Raw genomic sequence first — 23596 nt, 5'->3', positions numbered from 1 at the left:
TGTCGTTCGGATCAGGCCCTAACCCTCGGCCAGCAGCCGGTCCGCGACGCGGGCCGCCGCCCCGCCGTCGTCCAGGTCGCAGAAGTCCCGGCGGAAGCTCTCGTACGCGTCCGCGTGCCGGGCCGCCGCGGCGGCCAGGGTGTCGGCGTCGCGCAGGAGCGCGGCGATACCGTCCGCACCCGCGAGCAGCGGGCCCGGCGCCCGGGCCTCGAAGTCCAGGCAGAAACCGCGCACCGTGTCGCGGTAGTGCGCCAGGTCGTAGGTGTGGAAGAGCATCGGGCGGCCCGTGTGCGCGAAGTCGAACATCAGGCCCGCGTAGTCCGTGATCAGCACATCGGCGATCAGCAGCAGCTCCGCGGTGTCCGGGTGCGCCGACACATCGCGTACGCCGGGCCGCTCGGGCACGCTCCCGGTCACCCGCGGATGGCGGCGCACCAGCACCGTGTGGGCCTCACCGACGGACCGGGCCAGCGCCGCCGGGTCGAGCGCCGGGTCCCAGCGGTAGCGGGGCCGCTCGCCGTCGGCGCCCGGCGGATGGGCCAGCTGGTCGCGGTAGGTCGGCGCGTACAGCGCGATGCGGCGGCCGTCCGGGATGCCGAGCCTGCGCCGTACCCGCTCCGCGGTCTTGGCGCGGTCGGCCGAGAAGAGCAGGTCGTTGGCGGGGGAGCCGGCCTCCAGGACCTCGCCCCCGTAGCCGAGCGCGCGCCGCAGCAGCGGGGTGGAGTGGCGGCTGGGGGAGACCAGGACGGACCACTGGGCCGAGCGGTGCGCCAGCGTGGCGAGCTGCTGGTGGTCGGCGTACAGGGTGCCGTCCAGATCCGTGCCGAAGCGGCCGAGCGGGGCGCCGTGCCAGGTCTGCACGACGGCCTGGCCGGGCCGCCGCTCGAACCACTCGGGCAGCTGGTCGGCGGTGACGATGCGGCGGGACCGCGCCAGCGCCTCGTACCAGGCGGCGCTGTGCTCGACGACCGGGACGGCGGTGGACGGGACGTGACCGTGGACGCCGTCGGTGACCCAGAGGTGCTCCGACTCCACGCCCCGGCGCAGGAGTTCGGCGTGGACGGCGCGCGGCGAGTCGCCGCCCGTGTAGAGGACCGCGTCCCGCAGCGGCATCGCGCGCCGGGCCGGGTAGTGCCTGCCGCGCAGTTCGGCCCGGCGGTACGCACCGCGTTCGGCGGGCGCGAGCACCGGCCCGGCCAGCACGGTCAGCCGGTCGCCGAACCGGCGGTCCAGGGCGAACTCCCGGCCGGGCACGGGTGTCGCCGCGACCGGGACGCTCCGGCGCAGCGGCAGCCGGGCGGCGAGCGCGGTCAGCACCCGGACCGGCCGACCGCCCAGATACGCCTCCCAGCGGCCCTCGTGCAGCCCGGCGGCCACCGAGGGTGCCAGGAACGCGGAGAAGCGGCACCCCCCGTACGCAGTCCCGCGCGCCCCCGCGTTCCGTCCGTCCGGCATCCCCGCGCGCCGCTCGTCGTAGGTGACGGGCACCGACACCGTCTCGCGCAGCGCCTCGTGCCGCAGGACGAGCCGGTCCGGGCCCTCGTCCTGCCGTACGCCCGTACCGGCGCCGGTCACCCCCTCCACCCGCAGCGCACCGTCCGGCGTCCACACGGCCCCGTCCACGAACGGCTGCCCGCTCAGGTCCAGCACCAGCTCGCCCGCCGCGTCGGCCACGACCGGCGGCGCCGACTCCCCGGCCGCCGCGAGCGGCACCCGCTCCCCGTCGGCCAGGACCAGCACCGCCCGCCACCGCCCGCCGGGCTCCGGCTCGACCTCGCGCGGCGCCCGGTGCGGGGCCGGTGGCGCGGCCGCCATCCCGGCGAGGTCGGCGAGCGGGACCCGTACCGTGAAGCGGCCGTCCGGACGGCACTCGACGGGGTGGCCGAACTCCTGGTCCGCCACCCCGTCGCAGGTCAGCACCAGGGCCTTGGGCCGGGCGCCCCCGTACAGCCTGCCGGTCAGCTCCAGGTCCTCGCCGAAGCGGTGGTTCTCGCAACGGGCGGGCAACTGCGCCAGGTTCAGCCGGAGCCGCCCGCCCCGGAAGTCGAGCACCGCCCGCCGTCCGTCGCCCAGGTCGTGGACGAGCGGCTGGACGGCCCCCGCCTCCACGGCCCGCACCGCCACCCGGCGGACCGTGCCCTGGGCGGCCACCATCATGCCCACCAGCCAGCCGCCGGGCCGCAGCCGGCGCGGGTCGACGAGCATCTCGAAGCCGGAGTGGTCGTAACCGTGCACCTGCTGGCCGGAGTCGACGGTCGCCTCGGGCGCGGGCACCCCGCGGACCGGCACCGTCCGCAGCTGCTGGCCGTGGGTCGCGCGCACCATGCCCACCTTCAGCGCGTGGCGCGGCGTCGCGGCCGGCAGATTGCGGAGGTACGCGTAACCGCGCAGCCGCAGCTTGCCGTCGTCGCCCCACCGCGCCTCCAACAGCCGTGCCACGGCCGGGAGATCGCTGCGGGACATGCGGGCGGTGTCCGGGATGCCGGGGAAACCGGCCTGCCGCCGCCCCGGCACCCCGCAGACGGTGAACGTCCCCGCGCCGTTGGCCCGTTCGAAGGCGAGCACCTCCAGCAGCTCCGGGAGCCGGCGCTCCTTCACCAGCTGCCACTTGATCCGCAGCTCCACCGGCAGCTCATGGGCCACGGCCCGGTCCGCGCGGCCCGCCCCGTCCATCCGCTCCATCCGGTGCAGGAACGCCCCGGCGTCCGCCATGAACGCCTCCCGGTACCCGGGCGCGCCCATGGCGAGTCCCTCCAGGAAGTACACGAGGTCGTCGCGCAGGCACGAGAGGTCGTAGCGGCGCCGCGCACCGCCGTTCGCCACCCCGCCCCGGCCCGACAGGAACGCGCTGACCTGCTCGCACGCCGAGATCCGGTCCCGTACGCCCTGCACGTCCGTACGCCGCCGGGTGATCGAACCCTCCCGCACCCGCCAGTAGTGGACGTGCTCGTGCAGCACGTCCACCGAGCCGGCGAGGTAGTGCGCCGGGATCACCACCGGGGCGTCCTCGTAGAGCTTCCCCTCCGGGAAGGCGAAGGCGTGCCGGTCCCAGAAGGAGCGCCGGAACACCTTGTTCCAGGCGAACCGGTCGGCGAGCAGCCGGGGATCGCGGCTGATGTGGGTGCGCGCCCGGGTGCGGGTCAGCCACCGGTACTGCGAGGCCTGCTGCCGCCCCTGCTCGTTCAGCTGCCACACATTGCCGGTCGCGAGGTCGGAGCCGGTCGACTCCAGCGAGGCCAGCATCCGTGCGTAGGCGTCGTGGACGACGATGTCGTCGCTGTCGGCGAACGCCAGGTACGGCACGTCCGGTGTGGTGTGCCGCACGCCCGTGTTGCGGGCCGCGCCCGGCCCGCCGTTGGGGCGCCGCACGAGGCGGAATCGGCGGTCGTGGGCGGCGAAGTTCTCGGCGATGGCCGTACTGCCGTCCGTCGAACCGTCGTCCACGAGGACCACCTCGATGTCGGTGACCGACTGTTCGGCCACCGAGCGCAGGCAGTCCTCCAGGTAGTCCTCGACGTTGTGGACCGGGACGACGACACTGAGGCGCGGCTTCATGACCGGTCAACCGGGGCGGACGCCCCGGGTCACCGGGACTGCCCCGAACGGGTGAACACGGGATTCGGCACGGAGCGGGACCGGACGGCAACCGGGGCGCGGCCGATCTCACCCGTTCGGGAGAGACCGTTGCCGGTGACCCCCGCCCCGTCACGGGGTTGAGCCGTACGAACAACCAGGCCCCGATGAACGGACGTGCCCAACATGCCGCCACGGCTGAGTGTCGTCGTACCCGTCCACAACGTCGAGCTCTATCTGACGGACTGCCTGAAGTCCCTCGCGGAGCAGACCATGGGCGATCTGGAGGTGGTGATGGTCGACGACGGGTCCACCGACGACAGCGCGGCCCTGGCCGCCGCCTTCGCCGGGCAGGACGGCAGGTTCCGGCTGGTGAGCCAGGAGAACGGCGGGCTCGGGCACGCCCGCAACACCGGGGTCCGCAACTGCGATCCGGGCGCCCGCCATCTCGCCTTCGTCGACAGCGACGACGTGCTCCCGCCCCGCGCGTACGAACTCCTCGTCGGCGCCCTGGACGAGACCGGCTCGGACCTCGCCTCCGGCAATGTGCTGCGGCTGCGGGCCTCCGGCAGGCTCCAGCAGTCGCCCGACCTCCGCAGACCGATGGCCACCACCCGGCTGCGCACCCACATCTCCCGGGACTGGGACCTGGCCGCCGACCGGACCGCCTGCAACAAGGTCTTCCGCCGGTCCTTCTGGGACGAGCACGCCTTCGCCTTCCCGGTCGGCGCCCTCTACGAGGACATCCCGGTCGTCCTGCCCGCCCACTTCCTGGCCCGCTCCGTCGACGTGCTGAAGGACCCCGTCTACCACTGGCGTGACCGGCCGGGCCCGATCACCACCCGCCGCGCCGTCGTCCGCGGCGTCCAGGACCGGGTCTCGCACGTGCTGGGCGTCTCCGCCTTCCTCGACGAGCACCGCGACGCCGCCGACAAACGGCAGTACGAAGCGCATGTGCTCGCCAACGACCTCTGGTGCTTCATGGAGGCGCTGCCCGACGGCGACGAGGAGTACCGGCGCGCCTTCCTCACGTACGCCAACGAGTTCACCGACCAGGTCGACCCGGTCGTCCTCGACGCGCTGCCGCTGCGGCTGCGCCTGATGTGGCACCTCGTGCGCGAACGGCGGACCGGCGAACTGCTGGACCTGCTCGCCTTCGACAAGGCCGAGCCGGGCGCCTTCGAGGTGCGGGGCCTGCGCCGCCGCCGCGCCTCCTTCCCGGCCCTCACCCGGCCGGTGCCGCGCCCGGTGCTGCGGGTGGGCGAGCGGGACCTGCCGCTCGTCGCCCGGCTGCGGGACGCCCGCTGGCAGGGCGGCAGGCTGCACCTCAAGGGGTACGCGTACATCCGCAACCTGCCCGCCGGCCCGCGCGCCGCCGAGTTCCGGGCCGGCTGGCTGCGGGCCGGGCGCCGGCACGTGGTGCCGCTGCGGCTGCGCACGGTCGACGAGCCGGAGGCCACCGCCCGGTCCCGGCAGAGCCTGCACGACTACGACCGGTCGGGCTTCGAGACCGTCGTCGACCCGGCCAGGCTCCGCATCGACCCGGGCGGCAGCATCGAACGGCTCACCTGGCGCCCGGAGATCGGCATCGCCGGACACGGCATGCTGCGCCGCTCCGGGCTCTCCACCGACGAGGCGGCCGCACCGCCGCCGGTGCACCGCCCCGACGGCGACCACCGGATCGTGCCCGCCTTCGACGGCGGCAGGCTGGTGCTGCACGCCGAGCGGATCGACGCCCGCTTCGAGACGCACCGCGCGGGCGACACCGGCGACGGGACCGCCGCCGTGGTCATCGACGGAATGATCCGCGACCGCCTCGGCAAGGGGCCGCTGCGCCTCGCGCTCACCCATCGCCCCTCCGGCACCACCGTCGACCGCCCGGTGACGGTGCACGAGGGGACCGTGCCCTCGGCGGCGGGGTGGCGCAGGTTCACCGCGGACATCCCGCTCGGCGCCTTCGCCGACGCCCGGCCGGACACGGCACCGGGGCCGGGGCGCGCCCAGATCCCGTACGGCCTGCATCTCGTCGGACCGGACGGGCGCCGGACGCCGGTCGACGTGCCGGGGCCGGTCCTGCCCGGCCGCTACCCGCTGGCCGGGGACGGCGACGAGCGGCGCGAACTCGGCCTCACCACCAGCTCCCGCGGCAATCTGCTGATCACCGACCGCACCGTGCAGCCCGCCGTCGACCTGGCGACCTGGACCGAGGACGGACAGCTCCTCCTGGAGGGAAGCTTCCCCGGCCTCCCGGAACGGCCCGTCGAGCTGGTCGCCAGGCACAGCGGCCACGGCGAGGAGGCCGCCTTCCCCCTCGCCCTCTCCGGGTCCGCCGACGCCCGCCGGTTCAGGGCCGCGCTCCGGCCGGACGCCGTCGAGGGCCCCGGCGGGAAACTGCCGCTGGGCCAGGGGCACTGGTACCTCTTCCTCCGCGAGCGGAGCGCGAGGGGCGAGACGGACGGCGCCCCGCTGCGCATCCCCGCCGCCGCCCACCGCACCCTGCCCGCCGCCCGCACGCTTGCCGGCCGGAGGTACACCGTCGAACGGCGCTTCCACGACCAGCTGCTGATCGCCAGCGCCCCGGTGCTCACCGCCGGGGAGCGCGGCCCGCGCGGCGAGCGGCTGCTGCGCGCGGCGTACCGGACCCGGCGCACCGCACCACTGCGCGACACGGTGCTGTACAGCAGCTTCGACGGCCGCCAGTACTCCGACTCGCCGCGCGCGATCCACGAGGAAGTGGCCCGGCGGGGCGCCGAGCTGGAACACCTGTGGGTGGTGCGCGACCAGCAGGCCCGGATCCCGGCGGGCGCCGCGGCCGTCGCGCAGGGCTCCGCCGCCTGGCACGAGGCACTGGCCCGCAGCCGGTACGTGGTCACCAACACCCAGCTCCCGGAGTGGTTCGAGCGGCGCGAGGGCCAGTGCGTCGTCCAGACCTGGCACGGCACCCCACTCAAGCGCATCGGCCTCGACCTCGCGGGCACCGCGCGGGCCGACGCCGCCCATATCGCCACCCTTGAGCGGCGCGCCCGCCAGTGGAGCTTCCTGGTCTCCCCGAACAGCTTCTCCACCCCCGTGCTGAGGCGCTCGTTCGGCTACCGGGGCGAGATCCTGGAGTGCGGCTACCCCCGCAACGACCTCTTCCACGCCCCGGACCGGGCCAAGGTCGCAGCAGCGGTACGGGAACGGCTCGCCCTCCCCGAGGGCAAGCGGGTCGTGCTGTACGCGCCGACCCGGCGCGAGGACCAGCCGCTCGGCGACGGCCGCTACGGCCTCGCCCTGCGACTCGACCTGGCCGCCGCCGAACGCGAACTCGGCGCGGACACCGTCCTGCTGGTGCGCCGCCACTACCTGGTGACCGACCGCCTCCCGGACAGCGGCAGCGGCTTCGTCCGGGACGTCTCGCGCTACGGGGACGCCGGCGAGCTGATGCTGATCAGCGACGCCCTGGTCACCGACTACTCCTCGCTGATGTTCGACTTCGCCCGGACCGGCCGCCCGATGCTCTTCCACACCCACGACCTGGCGCACTACCGCGACACCCGCGGCTTCTGCTTCGACTTCGAGGCCCGCGCTCCCGGCCCGCTGATCCCCGGATCCACCGGCCTGGTCGAGGCGCTGCGCGACCCGGAACGCGCCGTCGCGGGACACGCGCAGGCGTACGAGGCATTCCGCCGGGACTTCTGCGACCTGGACGACGGGCACGCCGCGGCCGCCGTGGTCGACCGAATGCTGTAATCCGCACCGCCCGGCCGGTACCGCCGCCGGCCGGGCGAGAGCACCGGAATCCGCACTCCACCCCTGAACCGTTCGAGTGGTTCAGGGGTGCGAGTGTTTGCGCGAGTGCGCGGCGCATTCAAGTAATAGTCCTTCTAAGTGTGACCATCGGTGCGTTGCTCAACGTCTTCGGGTTGCTACGTTCTGTTTTCATGGGTATCCGAATGCGATGCGAAACCTGGGACGTGCCACGGGCAAGAGCGATGGTGCTCATTGCCGCGGCCGCGGGTCTTGTCACCCGAATGCTGATCGCGGCGAATATGCCGGGCCCGGCCGATGTGCGGATCTTTCATGGCTTCGCAAAGGCGATCGTGCGTTACGGGCCCATTCGGATTTACGAACAGCCGCTGCCGGGACTTCCCGTCTACAACCATCCGCCACTGGCCGGCTGGATGCTGCTCGGTCTGAATGAACTCTCCGAGCTGGGCATCCCCTTCGGAACGCTGATCAGATCGCCCGCCTCGATCGCCGACTTCTTCTGCGCGCTCCTCGTCTTCGAAATCGTGCGCCGGCGCGCCTCGACCGGCGCCGCCGTCGCCTGCGGAGTGGGCGTGGCCGCCAGCCCCGTACTGATCGCCACCTCCGGCTATCACGGCAACACCGACGCGGTCGCCATCACCTTCGCCCTGGCCGCCGCCCATCTGCTGGTGGACCGGAAGGCGCCGCTGGCCGCCGGGCTGGCCGCCGCACTGTCGATCAGCGTCAAGTTCATCCCCGTGGTGGTGATCCCGGCGCTGCTGCTCGTCGCGCTGCGGGCCGGCCGGCCGGTGTTCGTCCGCTTCTCCGCCGGGTTCGCCGCACTGGTCGCCCTCGTCTGGGGGCCGGTCCTGGTGACCGTGCCGGAGAGCCTCAAGGAGAACGTCCTGGAGTACGCGGGCGGCGGCTACCGGCTCTGGGGGCTCGTCCGGTTCGCCGACCTGTTCGGTCTGCCGCAGTCCTTCATCACCTTCATCGAGGGCAACGGCCACTTCCTGTTCGTACTGGCCTGTGTGGCGGCCGGGGTCTGGCTCGCGTTGCTGCGGCCCGCGCAGCTGCCGGTCGTCGTCGCCGTCACGATGAGCCTCCTGCTGCTGCTCTCCACCGCGTCCGCGCTCCAGTACCTGACCTGGGCCGCCGCCGGGCTGTTCGTCGTCGGGTTCTGGGAGGGCGCCGCGTACAGCTGCCTGCTCGGCCTGACAGCGGTCCTCGGCTACCGGGGACGCTCCGCCGTGCACTGGAGCGAAACGGTGCTGCATCTCGCCGAGGCCGGCTGGGTGGTCCTCGCCGCGGGCCTCGTCAGCGGGATCCGCAAGATCCTCGCCGCCCGGCCGTTCCCGCCCGGACAGCCCCCCGCCGGGTGCGGCACGCTCACCGCGCCCCGCACCTCGCAGCCCACCGGTTCCGCCGTCAACTGACCGCCTCCGAGAAGCAAGCACCAAGCACCGAGCACCGAGCGCAACTGGAGAACGCCCCGTGAAGGAAAGCCCGAGCCCCAGGATCGGCGTCCTGGTGGTCGCGTACAACGCCGAGACGACGCTGGAGAAGACCCTCGACCGTATTCCGGAGGACTTCCGGTCCAAGGTCGCCGAAATCCTTATTCTCGACGACGCGAGCCATGACGCGACCTTCACCGCGGGCTGCCGCTGGTCGCAGACGGAAGGAATGCCGCGGACCGTGGTGATGCGGCACACCAAGAACCTCGGATACGGCGGAAACCAGAAGGCCGGATACGCGCTGGCCGCCGAGCACGGACTCGACATCATCGTGCTGCTGCACGGCGACGGACAGTACGCCCCGGAATTCCTGCCCGACATGGTCGCACCCATCGAACGCGGCGAATGCGAGGCCGTCTTCGGATCACGGATGATGAAATCCGGATCCGCGCTCAAGGGCGGCATGCCGATGTACAAATGGCTCGGCAACTGCATTCTCACCCGCCTGGAGAACGCCCTTCTCGGCTCGCAGCTCTCCGAATTCCACTCCGGGTACCGTGCCTACAGCGTCGCGGCGCTCAAGAAGCTGCCGATCCACCGGAACACCGACGCGTTCGACTTCGACACCCAGATCATCGTCCAGCTGCTCAACGAGGGGATGCGGATCAAGGAGATCCCCGTACCCACCTACTACGGCGACGAGATCTGCTACGTCAACGGCATGAAGTACGCGAAGGACGTCGTCAAGGACGTCCTCGAATACCGGCTCGCCGTCAAGGGGTTCGGCACCTGCGGCTGGATCCCCAAGCCCGTCGAGTACGCGTTCAAGGAGGGCGACGGCTCCTCGCACGCCGTCATCCTGGAGAAGATGCGCAGCCTCCCGCCCGGCCGGGTCCTCGACCTCGGCTGTTCCGGCGGCCTGTTCGCCCAGCGCCTCGAAGCCCTCGGCCACGAGGTGACCGGCGTGGACTACATCGAGGTCCCCGGCGTACGCGAGAAGTGCACCCACTTCCACCTCGCCAACCTGGAGGACGGGCTGCCGGTCGAGATCGGCGACGGCTACGACTACGTGGTCGCCGGCGACGTCATCGAGCACCTCTCCCGCCCCGAGCGGGTGCTCGCCGAGGTCGCCGAGGTGCTGCGGCCCGGCGGCCATGTGCTGCTCTCCGTACCGAACTTCAGCCACTGGTACTCACGGCTGCGGGTCGCGCTCGGAGTCTTCGGCTACGACCGGCGCGGCATTCTCGACGAAACGCATCTGCGCTTCTTCACCCGGGCCAGCCTGCGCCGCACCGTCAGGGAGGCGGGCTACGACGTCCTCCACATCGCGTCGACCGGGGCCCCGTTCTGGGCGCTGCTCGGCGGCGGACCGCTCCCCGCGGTCCTGGGCGGAGTGTCGAAACTGCTCACCCGGATCCGGCCGACGTTGTTCGGCTATCAGCACGTCGCACTGCTCACCCCGCATGCGGCCGAGACGATCATCGCTGGAGAGCACGTCGATGTACAGGACATCCTCAACCGACAGTACGTCCCTGCCGACCGGGTCGGCGTCTGAGGCCGCCGTCCCCGGTCCCGCCCCCGCCCCGGAGCCGCAGTCCCCGGGCGCCGCAGTCAGGAGCAAGGCCTTGACCCTCCCCAGTCTGACGCTGCTGCTGTTCGCCGTTTTCTCGTCGGCGGGCGGCCAGATCATGCTCAAGCACGGGATGAAGAGCGCCGCGGCCGCCGCGGGACATGGTGGCGGATCCGTCGCCCTGCGCGCCGCGACCAGCCCCTGGGTCGTCCTGGGCCTGGTGGTCTTCGCGGTCTCCGCCCTCGCCTGGATGGCGACCCTGGCCAAGGTGCCGCTGTCCATCGCCTACCCGTTCAACGCCCTCGGGTATCTGCTGATCGTGCTGGCCGGGGCGACCGTGCTGCACGAACGGACCTCGATGTGGACCTGGGGCGGCTCGCTGCTCGTGGTCGTCGGCCTCGTCACGGTGATGGCGGGCCAGCAACGCTGACCGCGCCGCCGTCGGACGGGCCTGCCCTCAGGCCCGTCCGACGACCGGCTGCCGCTCGCGGCTCACTTCACCGCGCCCGCCATCACGCCGGAGACGAACTGGCGCTGGAAGGCGAAGAAGACCGCCAGCGGAATCACCATCGACACGAAGGCGCCGGGCGCCAGCACGTCGATGTTGTTGCCGAACTGCCGTACCTGCTGCTGGAGGGCCACCGTGATCGGCGGTGAGTCCGAGTCGGCGAAGATCAGCGCGACCAGCATGTCGTTCCACACCCAGAGGAACTGGAAGATCCCGAGCGAGGCGATCGCCGGACCGCCCAGCGGCATCACGACCCGGGTGAAGAGCCGGATCTCGCCCGCCCCGTCCAGCCGGGCCGCCTCCAGCAGTTCCCTCGGGATCTCCGCGAAGAAGTTCCGCAGCAGGAAGATCGCGAAGGGCAGACCGAAGGCCGTGTGGAAGATGATCACGCCGAAGGTCGTCTCGAAGATCCCGACCGCACCGAAGAGCTTGGAGACCGGGACCAGGGCGACCTGCACCGGGACCACCAGCAGCCCCACGACCACCAGGAACCACCAGTCGCGGCCGGGGAACTCCATCCAGGCGAAGGCATATCCGGCCAGTGAACCGATCACCACGACCAGGACGGTGGCCGGGACGGTGATCATGACCGTACTGAGGAGGGAGTGGGTGATGGTCGAATTGTCCAGCAGTGTGGCGTAGTTGTCGAAGGTGAGCTGCGACGGGGCCGTGAAGACCTTCCACCAGCCGGTCGCCGCGATGTCGTCCGCGCCGCGCAGCGAGGACAGCAGCAGCCCCACCGTCGGCATCAGCCAGAACAGGCCCACCAGGACGAGGAAGATCCGCATCGCACCGCCGCCGGCGCGGGCGGCGATGCGCGCGCCGAGGGACCGCTCGGCCTTCACCGGAACGTCTTCGGCCGATGTGCTCGTGGCCGTGGTCGGCGCTGTCGTCATCGGCGCCCCTCCTTCCGGATCCGGCGGATGTTGACGTACATCACCGGGAGTACCAGCAGCAGCAGGAGTACGGCGATGGCGCTGCCGATCCCGAGATCCGCGTCCGTGCCGAACGAGGACCGGTAGAGCTGGAACGCCAGCACGTTCGCGTCGTCCTGCGAGGAGCCCGGCGCGATGATGAAGACCAGGTCGAAGATCTTCAGCACGTTGATCATCAGCGTGACCAGCACCACCACGAGCACGGGCGCCAGCATCGGCACCGTGATCCGGCGGAACACCTGCCACTCGTTCGCGCCGTCCACCCGGGCCGCTTCGAGGAGTTCACGGGGCAGCCCCGCGAGCCCCGCCGCGATCAGCACCATCGCGAACCCGGCCCACATCCAGACGTAGGAACCGATGATCCCGGGGGTGACGAGGGCCGGGCCGAGCCATTCGACCCCGTTGTACGGCTCCTTGAAGTTCGAGTCGGGCAGCCGGAGTCCGGCGCCGTCCGCCGAGGCGGGCAGGGTGAACGTACCGTCCGCACCCGCCGTCGCCGAGGCGACCACCTTGCCGTCCTTGACCGCCTCGACCTTGAGGCCCTTGAGCCCCAGCTCCTTGGCGTCGATGACATTGGGCCGGCCGCCGCCGCCCTTGGTGAAGTCCAGCCAGGCGGTGCCGGCGATCTCGCCGTCCTTCGCCACGGCGGCCTTCGCCGGCTTCGCGTCCTTCGGCATGTTCGCCGGGATCACACCGACCAGCGGCAGCCGCACCGGCTGCCCGGCCCGTACCGGCGCCTTGGTGACGAACGAACCGCCGGGGCCCGCCTTGAGCGGGTGGACGGGCAGCGGATGCGCCTTCGGATACCCCGCCGACTCGGCGAAGGTGTCGTGCACACCCACCCATACGGCGTTGGCGACCCCGCGCTCCGGAGCGGCGTCGTACACCAGCCGGAAGATGATGCCGGCGGCGAGCATGGAGATCGCCATCGGCATGAAGACGACCAGCTTGAACGCCGTGCCCCAGCGGATCCGCTCCGTGAGCACCGCGAAGATCAGCCCGAGCGCCGTGGAGACCGTCGGCGCGAGCACGACCCAGATCGCGTTGTTCTTGACCGCCGTACGGATGGTGTCGTCGGTGAACAGCGCCTTGTAGTTGTCGAGCCCGGCGAAGCCCGTCCCCGCCTGGTCGAGGAACGACCGGTAGACGGAGTACACGATCGGATAGACCACGAGCGCGCCCAGCAGCACCAGCGCGGGGGCCAGGAAGAGGGCCGCGATGAACCGGCGGGTGCCGGTCACGCTCCGGCGGCTGCGCCCCGGGCCGCCGGACGGCGGGTCGGACGGCTTCCTGGGCGCGGGCACCGACGGCTCCGCGGACGATTGCTTGTCGGCGGGGGGCACCGCGTCGGCGCCCCCCGCTGCGGCTGTCGTCATCGCGTCAGCTCTTGTACGCCTTGGCCGCGTCGGACTCCAGTTTCGCTTGAGTCCCCGCGATGTCCTTCGGGTTCTTCAGGAAGTCCTGGAGGGACTTCCACTCGCCCTTGCCGGGCGTCCCGCCGAAGGACTGCGGCGCCTGGTCGGACATGTCGAACCGGACGGCGTCACCGGCCGAGATCAGCGCCTTCGCCATCGTGCGCTGCACCTCGTTCGGGTACGCGGAGGCGTCCAGGGCCTTGTTCGGAGAGATGAACCCGCCCTGCTCGGCCATGATCTGCGCGGCGTCGGTCGAGCCCAGCCAGGTCAGCAGGGCCTGGGCGCCCTTGCCGTCCTTCAGCGCCACCGCGGCGTCGCCGCCGGTCACGACGGGGGACTCGGCGCCGACCGCCGGGAACGGGAACACCTTGGCGTCCGTCCCGATCTTCGCCTTCGTCTGCGCGATGTTGACGCCCACGAAGTCGCCTTCGAAGACCATCGCGGCCTTGGGCTGGTCACCGCCGGTGAAGGTCTGGGTGACCGAGGCGGGGAACTCCGTCTGCAGGGCGCCGTCGGCGCCGCCCGCGATCAGCGACGGCTTGCCGAAGAGCTGCGCGAGTGTGGTCAGCGCGTCCTTGACGGACGGGTCCGTCCACTTGATCTTGTGCTGGGCCAGCTGGTCGTACTTCTCCGGACCGGCCTGGGAGAGGTAGATGTTCTCGAACCAGTCGGTGAGCGTCCAGCCGTCCGCGCCGCCGACGGAGACCGGGGTGACACCCGAGGCGGAGACCGTCTCGGCCGTCTTCAGGAAGTCCTTCCAGGTCTTCGGCTCGGCCGCGCCCGCGTTCTCGAACGCCTTGGCGTTGTACCAGATCAGGGACTTGTTGGCGGCCTTGAAGTAGACGCCGTACTGGGTGCCGTCCACCGCGCCGAGGTCCTGCCAGACCTTCGAGTAGTTCTTGCTCAGCTGGGCCTTGGCCTCGGCGCCGACCGGCTTCGCCCACTTCTTCCGGGCGGCCTGCTGGATCGCTCCGACCTGCGGGATCATCGCGACGTCCGGCGGCTGACCTCCCGCGATCTTCGTACCGAGGAAGTTGACGATCGGGTCCTGCGCCGGGACGAAGGTGACCTTCGCGCCCGTGCGCTTCTCGAACTCCTTGAGGACCTTGACGAAGTTGGCCTGCTCGGCACCGGTCCAGACGGCCGCGACCGAGAGCTTCTCGCCGTCCAGCTTGGGCAGTACGACGCTGGAGGGACTTCCCTTGCCGCTCCCCGAGCTCTTGTCCGACTCGTCTTTTCCGCCGTCGTCACTGCAACCGGTGAGGGCCAGGGCGCTGACGGCGGTGAACACCGCGGCGGCCCTGCTGATCCGAAGGGTTGTGCGCATTGCTTCCCCGTCTCTCACATCGTTGTGTGCGCACAGTCCTACGCCCGGTGTACGGGCGCCGCAATACCGCTTCTCGTGTCAACTCCTTGATCGTGATGGGCTCGTGACGTGATGTCAGTGGATGTCCGGACCCGGTTTCCCTCAGGAGTGGACGGGCCCGAACGGGGCTATCGGCTCGGCGTTCACCGACCGGGCCGCCCGCTCCAGCGCACTGGCCAGCAGGGCCAGGTCGGTCGGCCCGTTGCCCAGCTCGCGGACCGGGCGCCGGGTCGGCGGATCGCCCATCCGCTCCCACTCCAGCGGTACGACGGTGGGCCGCAGCGTGGCGGTGCGCGGGATGCGCCCGGTCACCCGGCCGCCCTGGAACGGGGTCACCCGCCCGTCCGGATGCCCGAGCCTGCCCCGTCCGGGCGCCGGGTCCTCCGGAGACGACTGGACCACCGGTGCGTCCAGCACGATGCGCAGCCGGGCCCCGTGCGCCAGGTCCGTGTCCTCGGTACGGTCCGGGCGGGCGGACGCGGCGACCAGGTGGACGCCCAGCCGGCCGCCCTCCCGCGCCACGGCCTCCAGGGCCCGCACCACCGAACCCGCGGCGGGGCGGCCGGGGCTGCCGAGCGCCGGGGCGACCAGCGCGTCGAAGTCGTCGACCAGGACGACGAGCCGGGGCAGCGGGGAGGGCCCGGGGTCCGAGGAGCGGGCGGCGGGGCGCAGCCGGAGCGTCCCGCTCATCGGGGCGTCCACGTCACCGCGCTGTTCCGCAGTGGCCGACGGGCGCTGGCCGACCATCCGCCGCGCCACCTCGTGCCGGTGGTGCCACTCGGTGAAGTCGTACGCTCCGAGCAGCTCGGCCCGGCGCTTCAGCTCGCCGCCCAGCGCCTGGGCGAACTCCCGCATCCGCACCGGATCGGAGGCCACCAGGTGCGTGAACGCGTGCGGCAGTTCGGTACAGGGGCCAAGGCCCTCGCCGCGGTCGCCGCCCGCGCCGTCGACCAGCAGGAGGCCCAGCAGGTCGGGACGGGCGGCCGCGGCGAGCGAGGCGGCGACGGCCCGCAGCAGCTCCGTGCGCCCGCTGCCGGCCGGTCCCTCGATGAGGAGGTGGGGGCCCTCCTCCGCCAGATCCACGCTGACCGCGCCCCGGGGCCCGGCTCCGAGCACCACCACGGGCCGCCCGACGGCCGCGGATGTGCCGGTGCCCGCCTCCGCGGTCGCCCCGGCGGCGGTGCGTCCGGCCGGGGCGGCGTTCTCGGCGCCTCGCGCGGCGACCCGGGGCACGTCGCCGCCGCGCGGCCCGCTGACCCGGTTCGAGCCGCGCCCGGATCCGCCGGGGTACGGGGTGCGTCCGGAGCCGGGGTGCGGGGTGCGGCCCGAGTCGGGGGTGTTGTGGCCGTCGTCGCCGGGGGCGAGGGGGCGGACCGGGGTGCCGATGTGGGTGGCGTTCTCGCTGCCGGGGTACGGGGTGCGGCCCGAGCCGGGGACGTAGCCGTCCGGGCCCGCCGAACCGCCCATGCGCTGGGCGCCCACGCGGGGGCCCGCGCCGCGCGGGTACTCCGTACGACCCGAACCGCGGCTCTCCGCATCGGCGCCGTCGTCAGCGCCGCCGCCCGCCGGTCCGCCCGTCCAGCGGCCCGAGCCGCGCACCGTGGCGCCCGGCTGGTCGTCCGCGGTGGAGGCCCAGCGGGCCATCAGGGAGGCCGGGGTGGCACGGGCCAGGCCCAGCTCGTCCAGCAGCCGGGCGGTCGTCGGGAGCGAGGCCGACGCCGACCGGCCGTGAGCCGTGGAGGAGCCCTCCGTACGCAACGGGGCCAGCGCCCGGCCGAACCGCTCGGCCCAGTGCGCCGACACCGCGTCCACCGCGGCGACCGTGCCGCGGCCCGCGGCCCGGCCGTCCGCCGTCCGCAGCAGCCGCAGGGCCGTCGCCACATCGCCGCTGAGCATCGCCACCGCCCCGCACTCGCGGAAGGCGATCGAGGCGTGGCAGGCGGCCTCGTACGTCGCCGCGACCGGTGAGGTGGGCGTGGCGGCCGGGGTCTCGGCCAGACAGATCAGGTGGATGCCGGCCGCGGCTCCGGCGGCGGCCAGCCGGGCGGTGTTCTCGCGCAGCGCCGCCGAGCCGGGATCGCCGTCGACGATCACCACGGTGTACGGACCCGTGTACCGCTCCGCGGCCTCGGCGACCGTACTCCGGTCCAGGCTCGCCCAGCCGGGCCCGAGCGGACCTTCGTCCAGCCGGCGCACCAGCTCCGCGACCCGGGCGGTGGCCTGTTCACGGTCGTACGCGAGAAGCAGTCGGCAGTCCTGGCCGTGCGTCGGCCGCAGATGGGGCAGCCAGCCGAGCCAGGCCCACTCGCGTCTGCGCTCGTCCGCGCCACGGGCGCGGTCCGTGGCGATCAGCACGATCTCCAGATCGGCGGGGGAGTGCAGCGCGGCGAGCTGCGCCACCGTCGAGCGGGCGAGCCCGGCCAGCCGGGTCCTCGGCCCGGCGAGCCCGAGCGAACCGGCCTCCCGCAGCCCCACCGTCACCGGTACGGCGGGAAGCTCGGCCCGGTCCGTCGTCCCCAGGCGCACCACGAGCGCCTCGGGGTGGGCGGTGCCGCGCTCCCACAGCCGGGGGCCGGGGCCGAGCGCGGTCAGCAGCACGGCCGCCGGGTCGGGCCAGGCGCTCTGCGCGGCGGACCCCGACGGTGCCGAAGGGGTGGCCGGGAACGGCGGCCCGGCGGCCCCCGCCCCGTCGGGCGCGGCCTCGTGCACGGGCTCGCCCCGGTTGCCCGTGAGCCTGCGGGCCCAGGCGCCTATTCCGCCCCGCCGGGGCGCGCCGTCGTCCGGGACGGGGGCGGGGTGCCCGGGGGCGTACGGCCGGCGCCCGTCGTCCTCGCCCCCGTACGCGTGACCGGCGCCGGGGTCCTCCTGGAGGGCGGGCGCGGGGGAGACGGGCGCGGCGCAACCGTGCCCCGAGCCGTCGTCGGCACCCGCCGTGCCGGACACCCGCAGATGACCCTCGCCGTCCGGTGCCGTGGCCAGCGTCGGCGCGGGCGCGCCGGAGGTCAGCCGGAGCGTGGACTCGCCGAGCCGCAGCAGCGCACCGCGCTTCAGCCGGACCGGGCGGTCGCGGACCTCCGTGCCGTCGAGCAGGGTGCCGTTGGTGGAGCCGAGGTCCGCCACCGAGACCAGGCCGTCCGGGGAGACCGTCACCGTGCAGTGCAGCCGGGACACATCGGGGTCGTCGAGCGGGACGTCCGCGTCGGCGGAGCGGCCGATCCGGATCCGTCCGCCGTGCAGCAGATGGACCCCGCCCGCGTCCGGCCCCGCGACCACGTGCAGCCGGGCCGGGACGGCGTCGTCCACCGCCTCGTCCTCGCCCGGGACCTGGAGCGAGAGCACCGCGCCGTCCACCAGCGGCGGCTCACCCAGCGCGCACCGCTGGGCGTCGAGCCGCTCACGCCCGGCGAACAGCACCACCGCGCCGCTGCCGAGCGAGCCGTCGGGCCCCAGGACGGCCGCGGCCAGGTGGGACGCCACGGTGGCGAGCGCCGTCCCGGGCGGGGCGGTGACCAGCACGTCGCACGCGCGCGCCGGGGTCTGGCCGCTGCGCGGCGCGAGGACGGTCAGCCGGATCTGCATCGCCGTCAGCGGTCCCTTCTGCGCGGGGCGCCGGGCAGGGGAAACGCCCTGTGATTCCCCCCACCCGACACGGACGCGTCGTCCGGTACAGGTTCGTCACGTGCCGCGGGGCTCCCGACCCCACAGTCCGTGCTGGAGGCATCCTCGCACCTGCGACTGACAACGCGCCCGGGGGTCACCGCTAAGTGATCATGAAACGTCGGCTGTGCGCCCATAAATGCCTGCTTGGAACCTCGTCCGCGAGGACGGAACCGTTCCGGAAGAGCGCCCGGAGCGGTTCGTCGCACATGCGTACGGCAACCATTGGCCCGATGTGAGCGTCTTGTTCCGCAACCGGCCGGATGCCTCCTCGGGGCGGCATCCGGCCAACGGCGGGCAGGGCGACGAAAGCAACCGGACGGAGCCGCCCGGCCCCGCCGGTCACCCCACTAGAGTGGGCCGGAAACTCCCGGGCGGATCCGGGAGCACCGCAATCACCACGATCTGCAGGGAGCGCATGACGTGCGGCCGGTAGGCAGCAAGTACCTCCTGGAGGAGCCGCTGGGACGCGGCGCCACGGGCACCGTCTGGCGTGCCCGCCAGCGGGAGACCGCGGGCGCCGAGGCGGCCGTCGCCGGCGAGCCCGGCGAGACTGTGGCGATCAAGGTCCTGAAGGAGGAGCTCGCCAACGACGCCGATGTCGTGATGCGGTTCCTGCGCGAGCGCTCCGTGCTGCTCCGGCTCACCCACGAGAACATCGTGCGCACCCGCGACCTGGTCGTCGAGGGCGACCTCCTCGCTCTCGTCATGGACCTGGTCGACGGCCCCGACCTGCACCGCTACCTCCGCGAGAACGGCCCGCTCACCCCGGTCGCCGCCGCACTGCTCACCGCGCAGATCGCCGACGCGCTCGCCGCCAGCCACGCAGACGGCGTCGTCCACCGCGACCTGAAGCCCGCCAACGTCCTGCTCGACGAGCGCGACGGCCAGATGCACCCGATGCTCACCGACTTCGGCATCGCGCGCCTGGCCGACTCCCCGGGCCTCACCCGCACCCACGAGTTCGTCGGCACGCCCGCCTATGTGGCGCCCGAGTCCGCCGAGGGGCGCCCGCAGACCTCCGCCGTCGACATCTACGGCGCGGGCATCCTGCTGTACGAGCTGGTCACCGGCCGTCCGCCGTTCGCCGGCGGCACCGCACTCGAAGTGCTGCACCGGCACCTCAGCGAGGAGCCCCGCCGCCCCAGCACCGTCCCGGCCCCGCTGTGGACGGTGATAGAGCGCTGCCTGAGCAAGGACCCCGACCGGCGGCCCAGCGCCGAGAACCTGGCCCGTGGCCTGCGCGTCGTCGCGGACGGGATCGGCGTGCACGCCAGTTCCGCCCAGATCGCCGCGGCCGACGGTGTGGGCGCCCTGCTCGCACCCGACCCGGCGCCCGCGGCCGTTCCGCAGACCCCCGGCGCGGCGGACCCGACGCAGGTGCTGCCGAGCAACGCCGGCTCGTACGACCCGAACGCCGCCACCAGCGTCATGCAGCAAGCCCCCGGCCAGGGCCCCGCCGGGCACGCCGACCCGACCTCGGTCCTGCCGCCCGTGCCGCCGCGTCCGGACGGCCCTCCGCAGCCCGAGGGGCCGCACCCCTGGCAGTCCCAGCTCCAGGCGGCCCGCGACCGCAACGAGCAGACCCAGGTCCAGTACCTCGACCCGAACCAGGACCCGCTGCGCCGCCGCCCCCAGCGCGCCCAGCCCCAGCAGCCACAGCCGCAGCAGCGGCGTCAGCCGCCGCCACAGCATCAGCAGTACCAGCAGCCGCAGCAACAGCAGTACCCCCAGCGCCACCAGCAGCAGTACCAGCCGCAGCACCAGCCCCAACAGCAGCCCCAGCACCAGCGGTACGCGCCCCCGCAGCAGCCGGTGGCGCCCCAGCCGCCGGCCCCGCGTCAGCCCCGCGAGCCGAGGCAGCGCAGCGCCAACCCGATGAGGATCCCCGGCCTCGGCTGCCTCAAGGGCTGTCTGTTCACCCTGGTGCTGCTGTTCGTCGCGGGCTGGCTGATCTGGGAGCTGACCCCGTTGCAGGACTGGATCGGCCAGGGCAAGAGCTACTGGCAGGCGATCAGCGACACGGTCTCCACCGTCGGCGACTGGATCTCGAAACTGGGCGGCGACGGCGGCAACAGCACTGGCAACACCGGCCCCTGAGGGGCCGCAACACCATCAACTCTGTAGCTATATCGACTTCCGCGGGCCAGTTTCCACCGCATATCGCCCGCGGAAGTGAAGGTTGGCACCATCCCGGGCACTCAACCCCCCGGCCGACGCGTAACTTTGTCGACCGGGGGTCATGAGCGACGGTCCATCGCCAGCCGCTGAGGGAGCAGTCTTGGCACGGAATATCGGCAGCCGGTACACCGCACACCAGATCCTGGGGCGCGGCAGCGCCGGCACGGTCTGGCTCGGCGAGGGGCCCGAGGGCCCGGTGGCCATCAAGCTGCTCCGCGAGGACCTGGCGTCCGACCAGGAACTCGTCGGCCGCTTCGTCCAGGAGCGCACCGCCCTGCTCGGTCTCGATCATCCCCATGTCGTCGCCGTCCGCGACCTCGTGGTGGACGGCAACGACCTGGCACTGGTCATGGACCTGGTGCGCGGCACCGACCTGCGCACCCGTCTCGACCGCGAACGCCGTCTCGCCCCCGAGGCCGCCGTGGCGATCATCGCCGACGTCGCCGACGGCCTCGCCGCCGCACACGCCGCCGGAGTGGTCCACCGCGACGTCAAGCCGGAGAACATCCTGCTCGACATGGAGGGCCCGCTCGGCCCCGGCGGCTCGCACCCGGCGCTGCTCACCGACTTCGGTGTGGCCAAGCTGATCGACACCCCGCGCCGCACCAAGGCCACCAAGATCATCGGCACGCCGGACTACCTGGCCCCCGAGATAGTCGAGGGGCTGCCGCCGCGCGCCGCCGTCGACATCTACGCCCTCGCCACGGTCCTGTACGAACTCCTCGCCGGCTTCACGCCCTTCGGCGGCGGACACCCCGGTGCCGTCCTGCGCCGCCACGTCACGGAGACGGTCGTACCGCTTCCCGGCATCCCCGACGAGCTCTGGCAGCTCCTGGTCCAGTGCCTGGCAAAGGGCCCCGCCTCCCGGCTGCGCGCCTCCGAGCTCGCGGCCCGGCTGCGCGAGCAGCTCCCGCAGCTGGCCGGCATCCCGCCGCTCGACGTGGACGAGCCGGGCACCGAGCCGGAACCCCAGACCTACGACGAGCAGCAGTACACCCCCGCCCCCGAAAAACCCCGCCGCCGCGGCGCGGTCCCGCTGGTCCCCGGATCGTCCGCCGACTCCAACCGCGACACCCACACCAGCATGCGCGTCCCGGCCCCCGACGAACTCTCCGGCGGCCCCCGGGGCACCGCCAGGGCCCCCCGCTCCCCGGGCACGCCCCGCCCCGGCTCGGCCCGCAACAAGTCCGCGGCCGTCCGCAAGCGCCGCCTCACGCTGGGCGCCGCCGCCCTGGTGCTGGTGGCGGCGCTGGGCGTGGGCGGCGCGCTGGCGCTGGGCGGCGACGACGAGGGCGCCCCCGCACAGGACACGGAGAACTCGGCGCCGGCAACGCCCTGACCCGAGGCCCCGCAAGGGCGGCCCCGGCGGTCCCCGGGCGGCTCGGGCACCCCCGGAACCCCTGTATCCGTACGGCCCGCGAGGGCACGGCGCACCGGTTCGCCGGAACGTGATCGGACGGCCCGAGGTACGTCCGTGCCGACAGCCGTTACGCTGGACCCGTGGCAGTCGTCGATATTTCCGAAGAGCTGAAGTCCCTCTCCTCGACCATGGGGTCGATCGAGGCCGTCCTGGACCTGGATGCGCTGAGGGCGGACATCGCCGCGCTCGAGGAGCAGGCGGCCGCGCCTTCCCTCTGGGACGACCCCGAGGCGGCGCAGAAGATCACCAGCAAGCTTTCGCACCTCCAGGCCGAGGTCCGCAAGACCGAGGCGCTCCGCGGCCGGATCGATGATCTCGAAGTCCTCTTCGAGCTCGCCCAGGACGAGGGCGACGCCGACGCCCTGGCCGAGGCGGAGTCCGAGCTGGAGTCCGTCCGCAAGGCGCTGGACGAGATGGAGGTCCGTACTCTCCTGTCCGGCGAGTACGACGCCCGTGAGGCCCTGGTCAACATCCGGGCCGAGGCCGGTGGCGTGGACGCCGCCGACTTCGCCGAGAAGCTCCAGCGCATGTACATCCGCTGGGCCGAGCGGCACGGCTACAAGACCGAGGTCTACGAGACGTCGTACGCGGAAGAGGCCGGCATCAAGTCGACCACCTTCGCCGTCCAGGTGCCGTACGCCTACGGCACGCTCTCCGTCGAGCAGGGCACCCACCGGCTCGTCCGGATCTCGCCCTTCGACAACCAGGGCCGCCGCCAGACGTCCTTCGCGGGCGTCGAGGTGCTGCCGGTGGTCGAGCAGACCGACCACATCGAGATCGACGAGTCCGAGCTGCGCGTGGACGTGTACCGCTCCTCGGGCCCCGGCGGTCAGGGCGTCAACACCACGGACTCCGCGGTCCGTCTGACCCACCTCCCGACCGGCATCGTCGTCTCCTGCCAGAACGAGCGCTCGCAGATCCAGAACAAGGCATCCGCGATGAACGTCCTCCAGGCGAAGCTCCTCGAGCGTCGCCGCCAGGAGGAGCAGGCCAAGATGGACGCCCTCAAGGGCGACGGCGGCAACTCCTGGGGCAACCAGATGCGGTCGTACGTCCTGCACCCGTACCAGATGGTCAAGGACCTGCGTACGGAGTTCGAGATGGGCAACCCGGAAGCGGTCTTCAACGGCGAGATCGACGGCTTCCTGGAGGCGGGCATCCGCTGGCGCAAGCAGCGGGAGAAGTAGGCGGGAACGAGCGTTCACGGCGGTGCCGGAGGCCCCACGGGGTTTCCGGCGCCGCCGTTTTGGTCGGAGCCGTCACGAGGTCACCGCCGAAGGGGAGTTGGGGCTCCTGGTTGCGCGGGCGCTGTGGCGAGTGCGTCACAGTCGTGATTCCGAATGAAGGTCAACTGCGAACAAAACAGTTCATATTGCACGGAACGGCCTTGACGTAGTCCTTAACTGTGGACAGGCTGCTAGGGCAGCATGCGTATGTCTGGGACGGGTGTGAACGGGGGCGGGCGGCATGACCACGGCTCTGTGTGGCGCCGTTCGGAGCGAACTCCGGAGAGCCGGGGCCCGCATATGGCTGCTCCACTGACGAGAACAGCTACTGGGGGTAGCAGCACATGACGAAGAAGACGCGAGTCCGCGTCGCGCGGATCGCCGCGGGTGCGGTCATCGCCGCAGGCGCCTCGCTCACCGCCGCCGGTGTGGCTTCGGCCGTCGGCGTCGATGTCGACGTTGCCGGGCTGTCGGCCAAGGCGGAGGCCGGGGGTGACACCGGGGGCGGCGACGGCGAGTGCAGCCCGATCGACCCGCGCTGTAACGAGACCGGCGGCGGCGA

The 23596-nt window shown here is 72.8% G+C and carries 12 protein-coding genes and 1 pseudogene; 8 read left to right on the top strand and 5 right to left on the bottom strand.

The genetic code is table 11. The features are described 5' to 3' along the window. Positions 1-18: 18 nt before the first annotated feature. Complete coding sequence (locus BT364_RS34755) at positions 19-3555, bottom strand: bifunctional glycosyltransferase/CDP-glycerol:glycerophosphate glycerophosphotransferase (RefSeq protein ID WP_072489191.1); 3537 nt, start codon at positions 3553-3555, stop codon at positions 19-21. A 204-nt stretch (positions 3556-3759) separates the two neighbouring features. Between BT364_RS34755 and BT364_RS34750 the strand changes: the two genes are divergently transcribed. The 4 genes from BT364_RS34750 (at position 3760) to BT364_RS34735 (ending at position 10756) form a co-directional block, all read left to right on the top strand. Beyond that, positions 3760-7305, top strand: a complete 3546-nt coding sequence (locus BT364_RS34750) for a bifunctional glycosyltransferase/CDP-glycerol:glycerophosphate glycerophosphotransferase (protein WP_072489190.1) — start codon at positions 3760-3762, stop codon at positions 7303-7305. A gap of 242 nt (positions 7306-7547) precedes the next feature. Beyond that, positions 7548-8738 carry a glycosyltransferase family 39 protein gene (locus BT364_RS34745; protein WP_256260353.1) on the top strand — a complete coding sequence of 397 codons (1191 nt, stop codon included), beginning with the start codon at positions 7548-7550 and terminating at the stop codon, positions 8736-8738. Between the two features lie 58 nt (positions 8739-8796). Then, complete coding sequence (locus tag BT364_RS34740; protein WP_072489188.1) at positions 8797-10311, top strand: bifunctional glycosyltransferase/class I SAM-dependent methyltransferase; 1515 nt, start codon at positions 8797-8799, stop codon at positions 10309-10311. A 70-nt stretch (positions 10312-10381) separates the two neighbouring features. Beyond that, positions 10382-10756 (top strand): DMT family transporter, encoded by a 375-nt coding sequence (locus BT364_RS34735; protein ID WP_256260352.1) that lies wholly within the window; start codon positions 10382-10384, stop codon positions 10754-10756. Between the two features lie 62 nt (positions 10757-10818). Here BT364_RS34735 and BT364_RS34730 read toward each other — a convergent pair whose 3' ends face one another. From BT364_RS34730 to BT364_RS34715, 4 genes are all read right to left on the bottom strand, one after another. Continuing rightward, complete coding sequence (locus tag BT364_RS34730; RefSeq protein ID WP_072489187.1) at positions 10819-11730, bottom strand: carbohydrate ABC transporter permease; 912 nt, start codon at positions 11728-11730, stop codon at positions 10819-10821. After that, positions 11727-13145: a carbohydrate ABC transporter permease gene (locus tag BT364_RS34725; protein ID WP_072489186.1), complete on the bottom strand. Its 1419-nt coding sequence runs from the start codon at positions 13143-13145 to the stop codon at positions 11727-11729. Before BT364_RS34725 ends, BT364_RS34730 begins: the two co-directional genes overlap by 4 nt. A 4-nt stretch (positions 13146-13149) precedes the next feature. Beyond that, positions 13150-14511 (bottom strand): ABC transporter substrate-binding protein, encoded by a 1362-nt coding sequence (locus tag BT364_RS34720; protein ID WP_072489185.1) that lies wholly within the window; start codon positions 14509-14511, stop codon positions 13150-13152. A 141-nt stretch (positions 14512-14652) separates the two neighbouring features. After that, positions 14653-18129 carry an FHA domain-containing protein gene (locus BT364_RS34715; protein ID WP_072489184.1) on the bottom strand — a complete coding sequence of 1159 codons (3477 nt, stop codon included), beginning with the start codon at positions 18127-18129 and terminating at the stop codon, positions 14653-14655. Positions 18130-18630: 501 nt separating this feature from the next. Here BT364_RS34715 and BT364_RS34710 point away from each other — a divergent pair. The 4 genes and pseudogenes from BT364_RS34710 to BT364_RS41210 form a co-directional block, all read left to right on the top strand. Beyond that, on the top strand, positions 18631-20307 hold the full coding sequence (locus BT364_RS34710) for a serine/threonine-protein kinase (RefSeq protein ID WP_072489183.1): 1677 nt from the start codon (positions 18631-18633) through the stop codon (positions 20305-20307). A 181-nt stretch (positions 20308-20488) separates the two neighbouring features. Continuing rightward, positions 20489-21727, top strand: coding sequence for a serine/threonine-protein kinase (locus tag BT364_RS34705; RefSeq protein WP_072489182.1), 1239 nt, complete (start codon positions 20489-20491; stop codon positions 21725-21727). Between the two features lie 161 nt (positions 21728-21888). Beyond that, positions 21889-22995, top strand: coding sequence for a peptide chain release factor 2 (gene prfB / locus BT364_RS34700; RefSeq protein WP_072489181.1), 1107 nt, complete (start codon positions 21889-21891; stop codon positions 22993-22995). A 383-nt stretch (positions 22996-23378) separates the two neighbouring features. Continuing rightward, positions 23379-23596: pseudogene (locus tag BT364_RS41210) on the top strand (hypothetical protein); the annotation flags it as partial.

Source organism: Streptomyces atratus (genome assembly GCF_900119365.1).
GTDB classification, from domain to species: domain Bacteria; phylum Actinomycetota; class Actinomycetes; order Streptomycetales; family Streptomycetaceae; genus Streptomyces; species Streptomyces atratus_B.
This window is presented reverse-complemented; position numbering and strand designations above follow the sequence as displayed.

Coding starts and splice junctions, on each gene's coding strand:
- BT364_RS34755 (WP_072489191.1), bottom strand. CDS start 3,555: ATGAAGCCGCGCCTCAGTGTCGTCGTCCCGGTCCACAACGTCGAGGAC.
- BT364_RS34750 (WP_072489190.1), top strand. CDS start 3,760: ATGCCGCCACGGCTGAGTGTCGTCGTACCCGTCCACAACGTCGAGCTC.
- BT364_RS34745 (WP_256260353.1), top strand. CDS start 7,548: ATGGTGCTCATTGCCGCGGCCGCGGGTCTTGTCACCCGAATGCTGATC.
- BT364_RS34730 (WP_072489187.1), bottom strand. CDS start 11,730: ATGACGACAGCGCCGACCACGGCCACGAGCACATCGGCCGAAGACGTT.
- BT364_RS34725 (WP_072489186.1), bottom strand. CDS start 13,145: ATGACGACAGCCGCAGCGGGGGGCGCCGACGCGGTGCCCCCCGCCGAC.
- BT364_RS34720 (WP_072489185.1), bottom strand. CDS start 14,511: ATGCGCACAACCCTTCGGATCAGCAGGGCCGCCGCGGTGTTCACCGCC.
- BT364_RS34715 (WP_072489184.1), bottom strand. CDS start 18,129: ATGCAGATCCGGCTGACCGTCCTCGCGCCGCGCAGCGGCCAGACCCCG.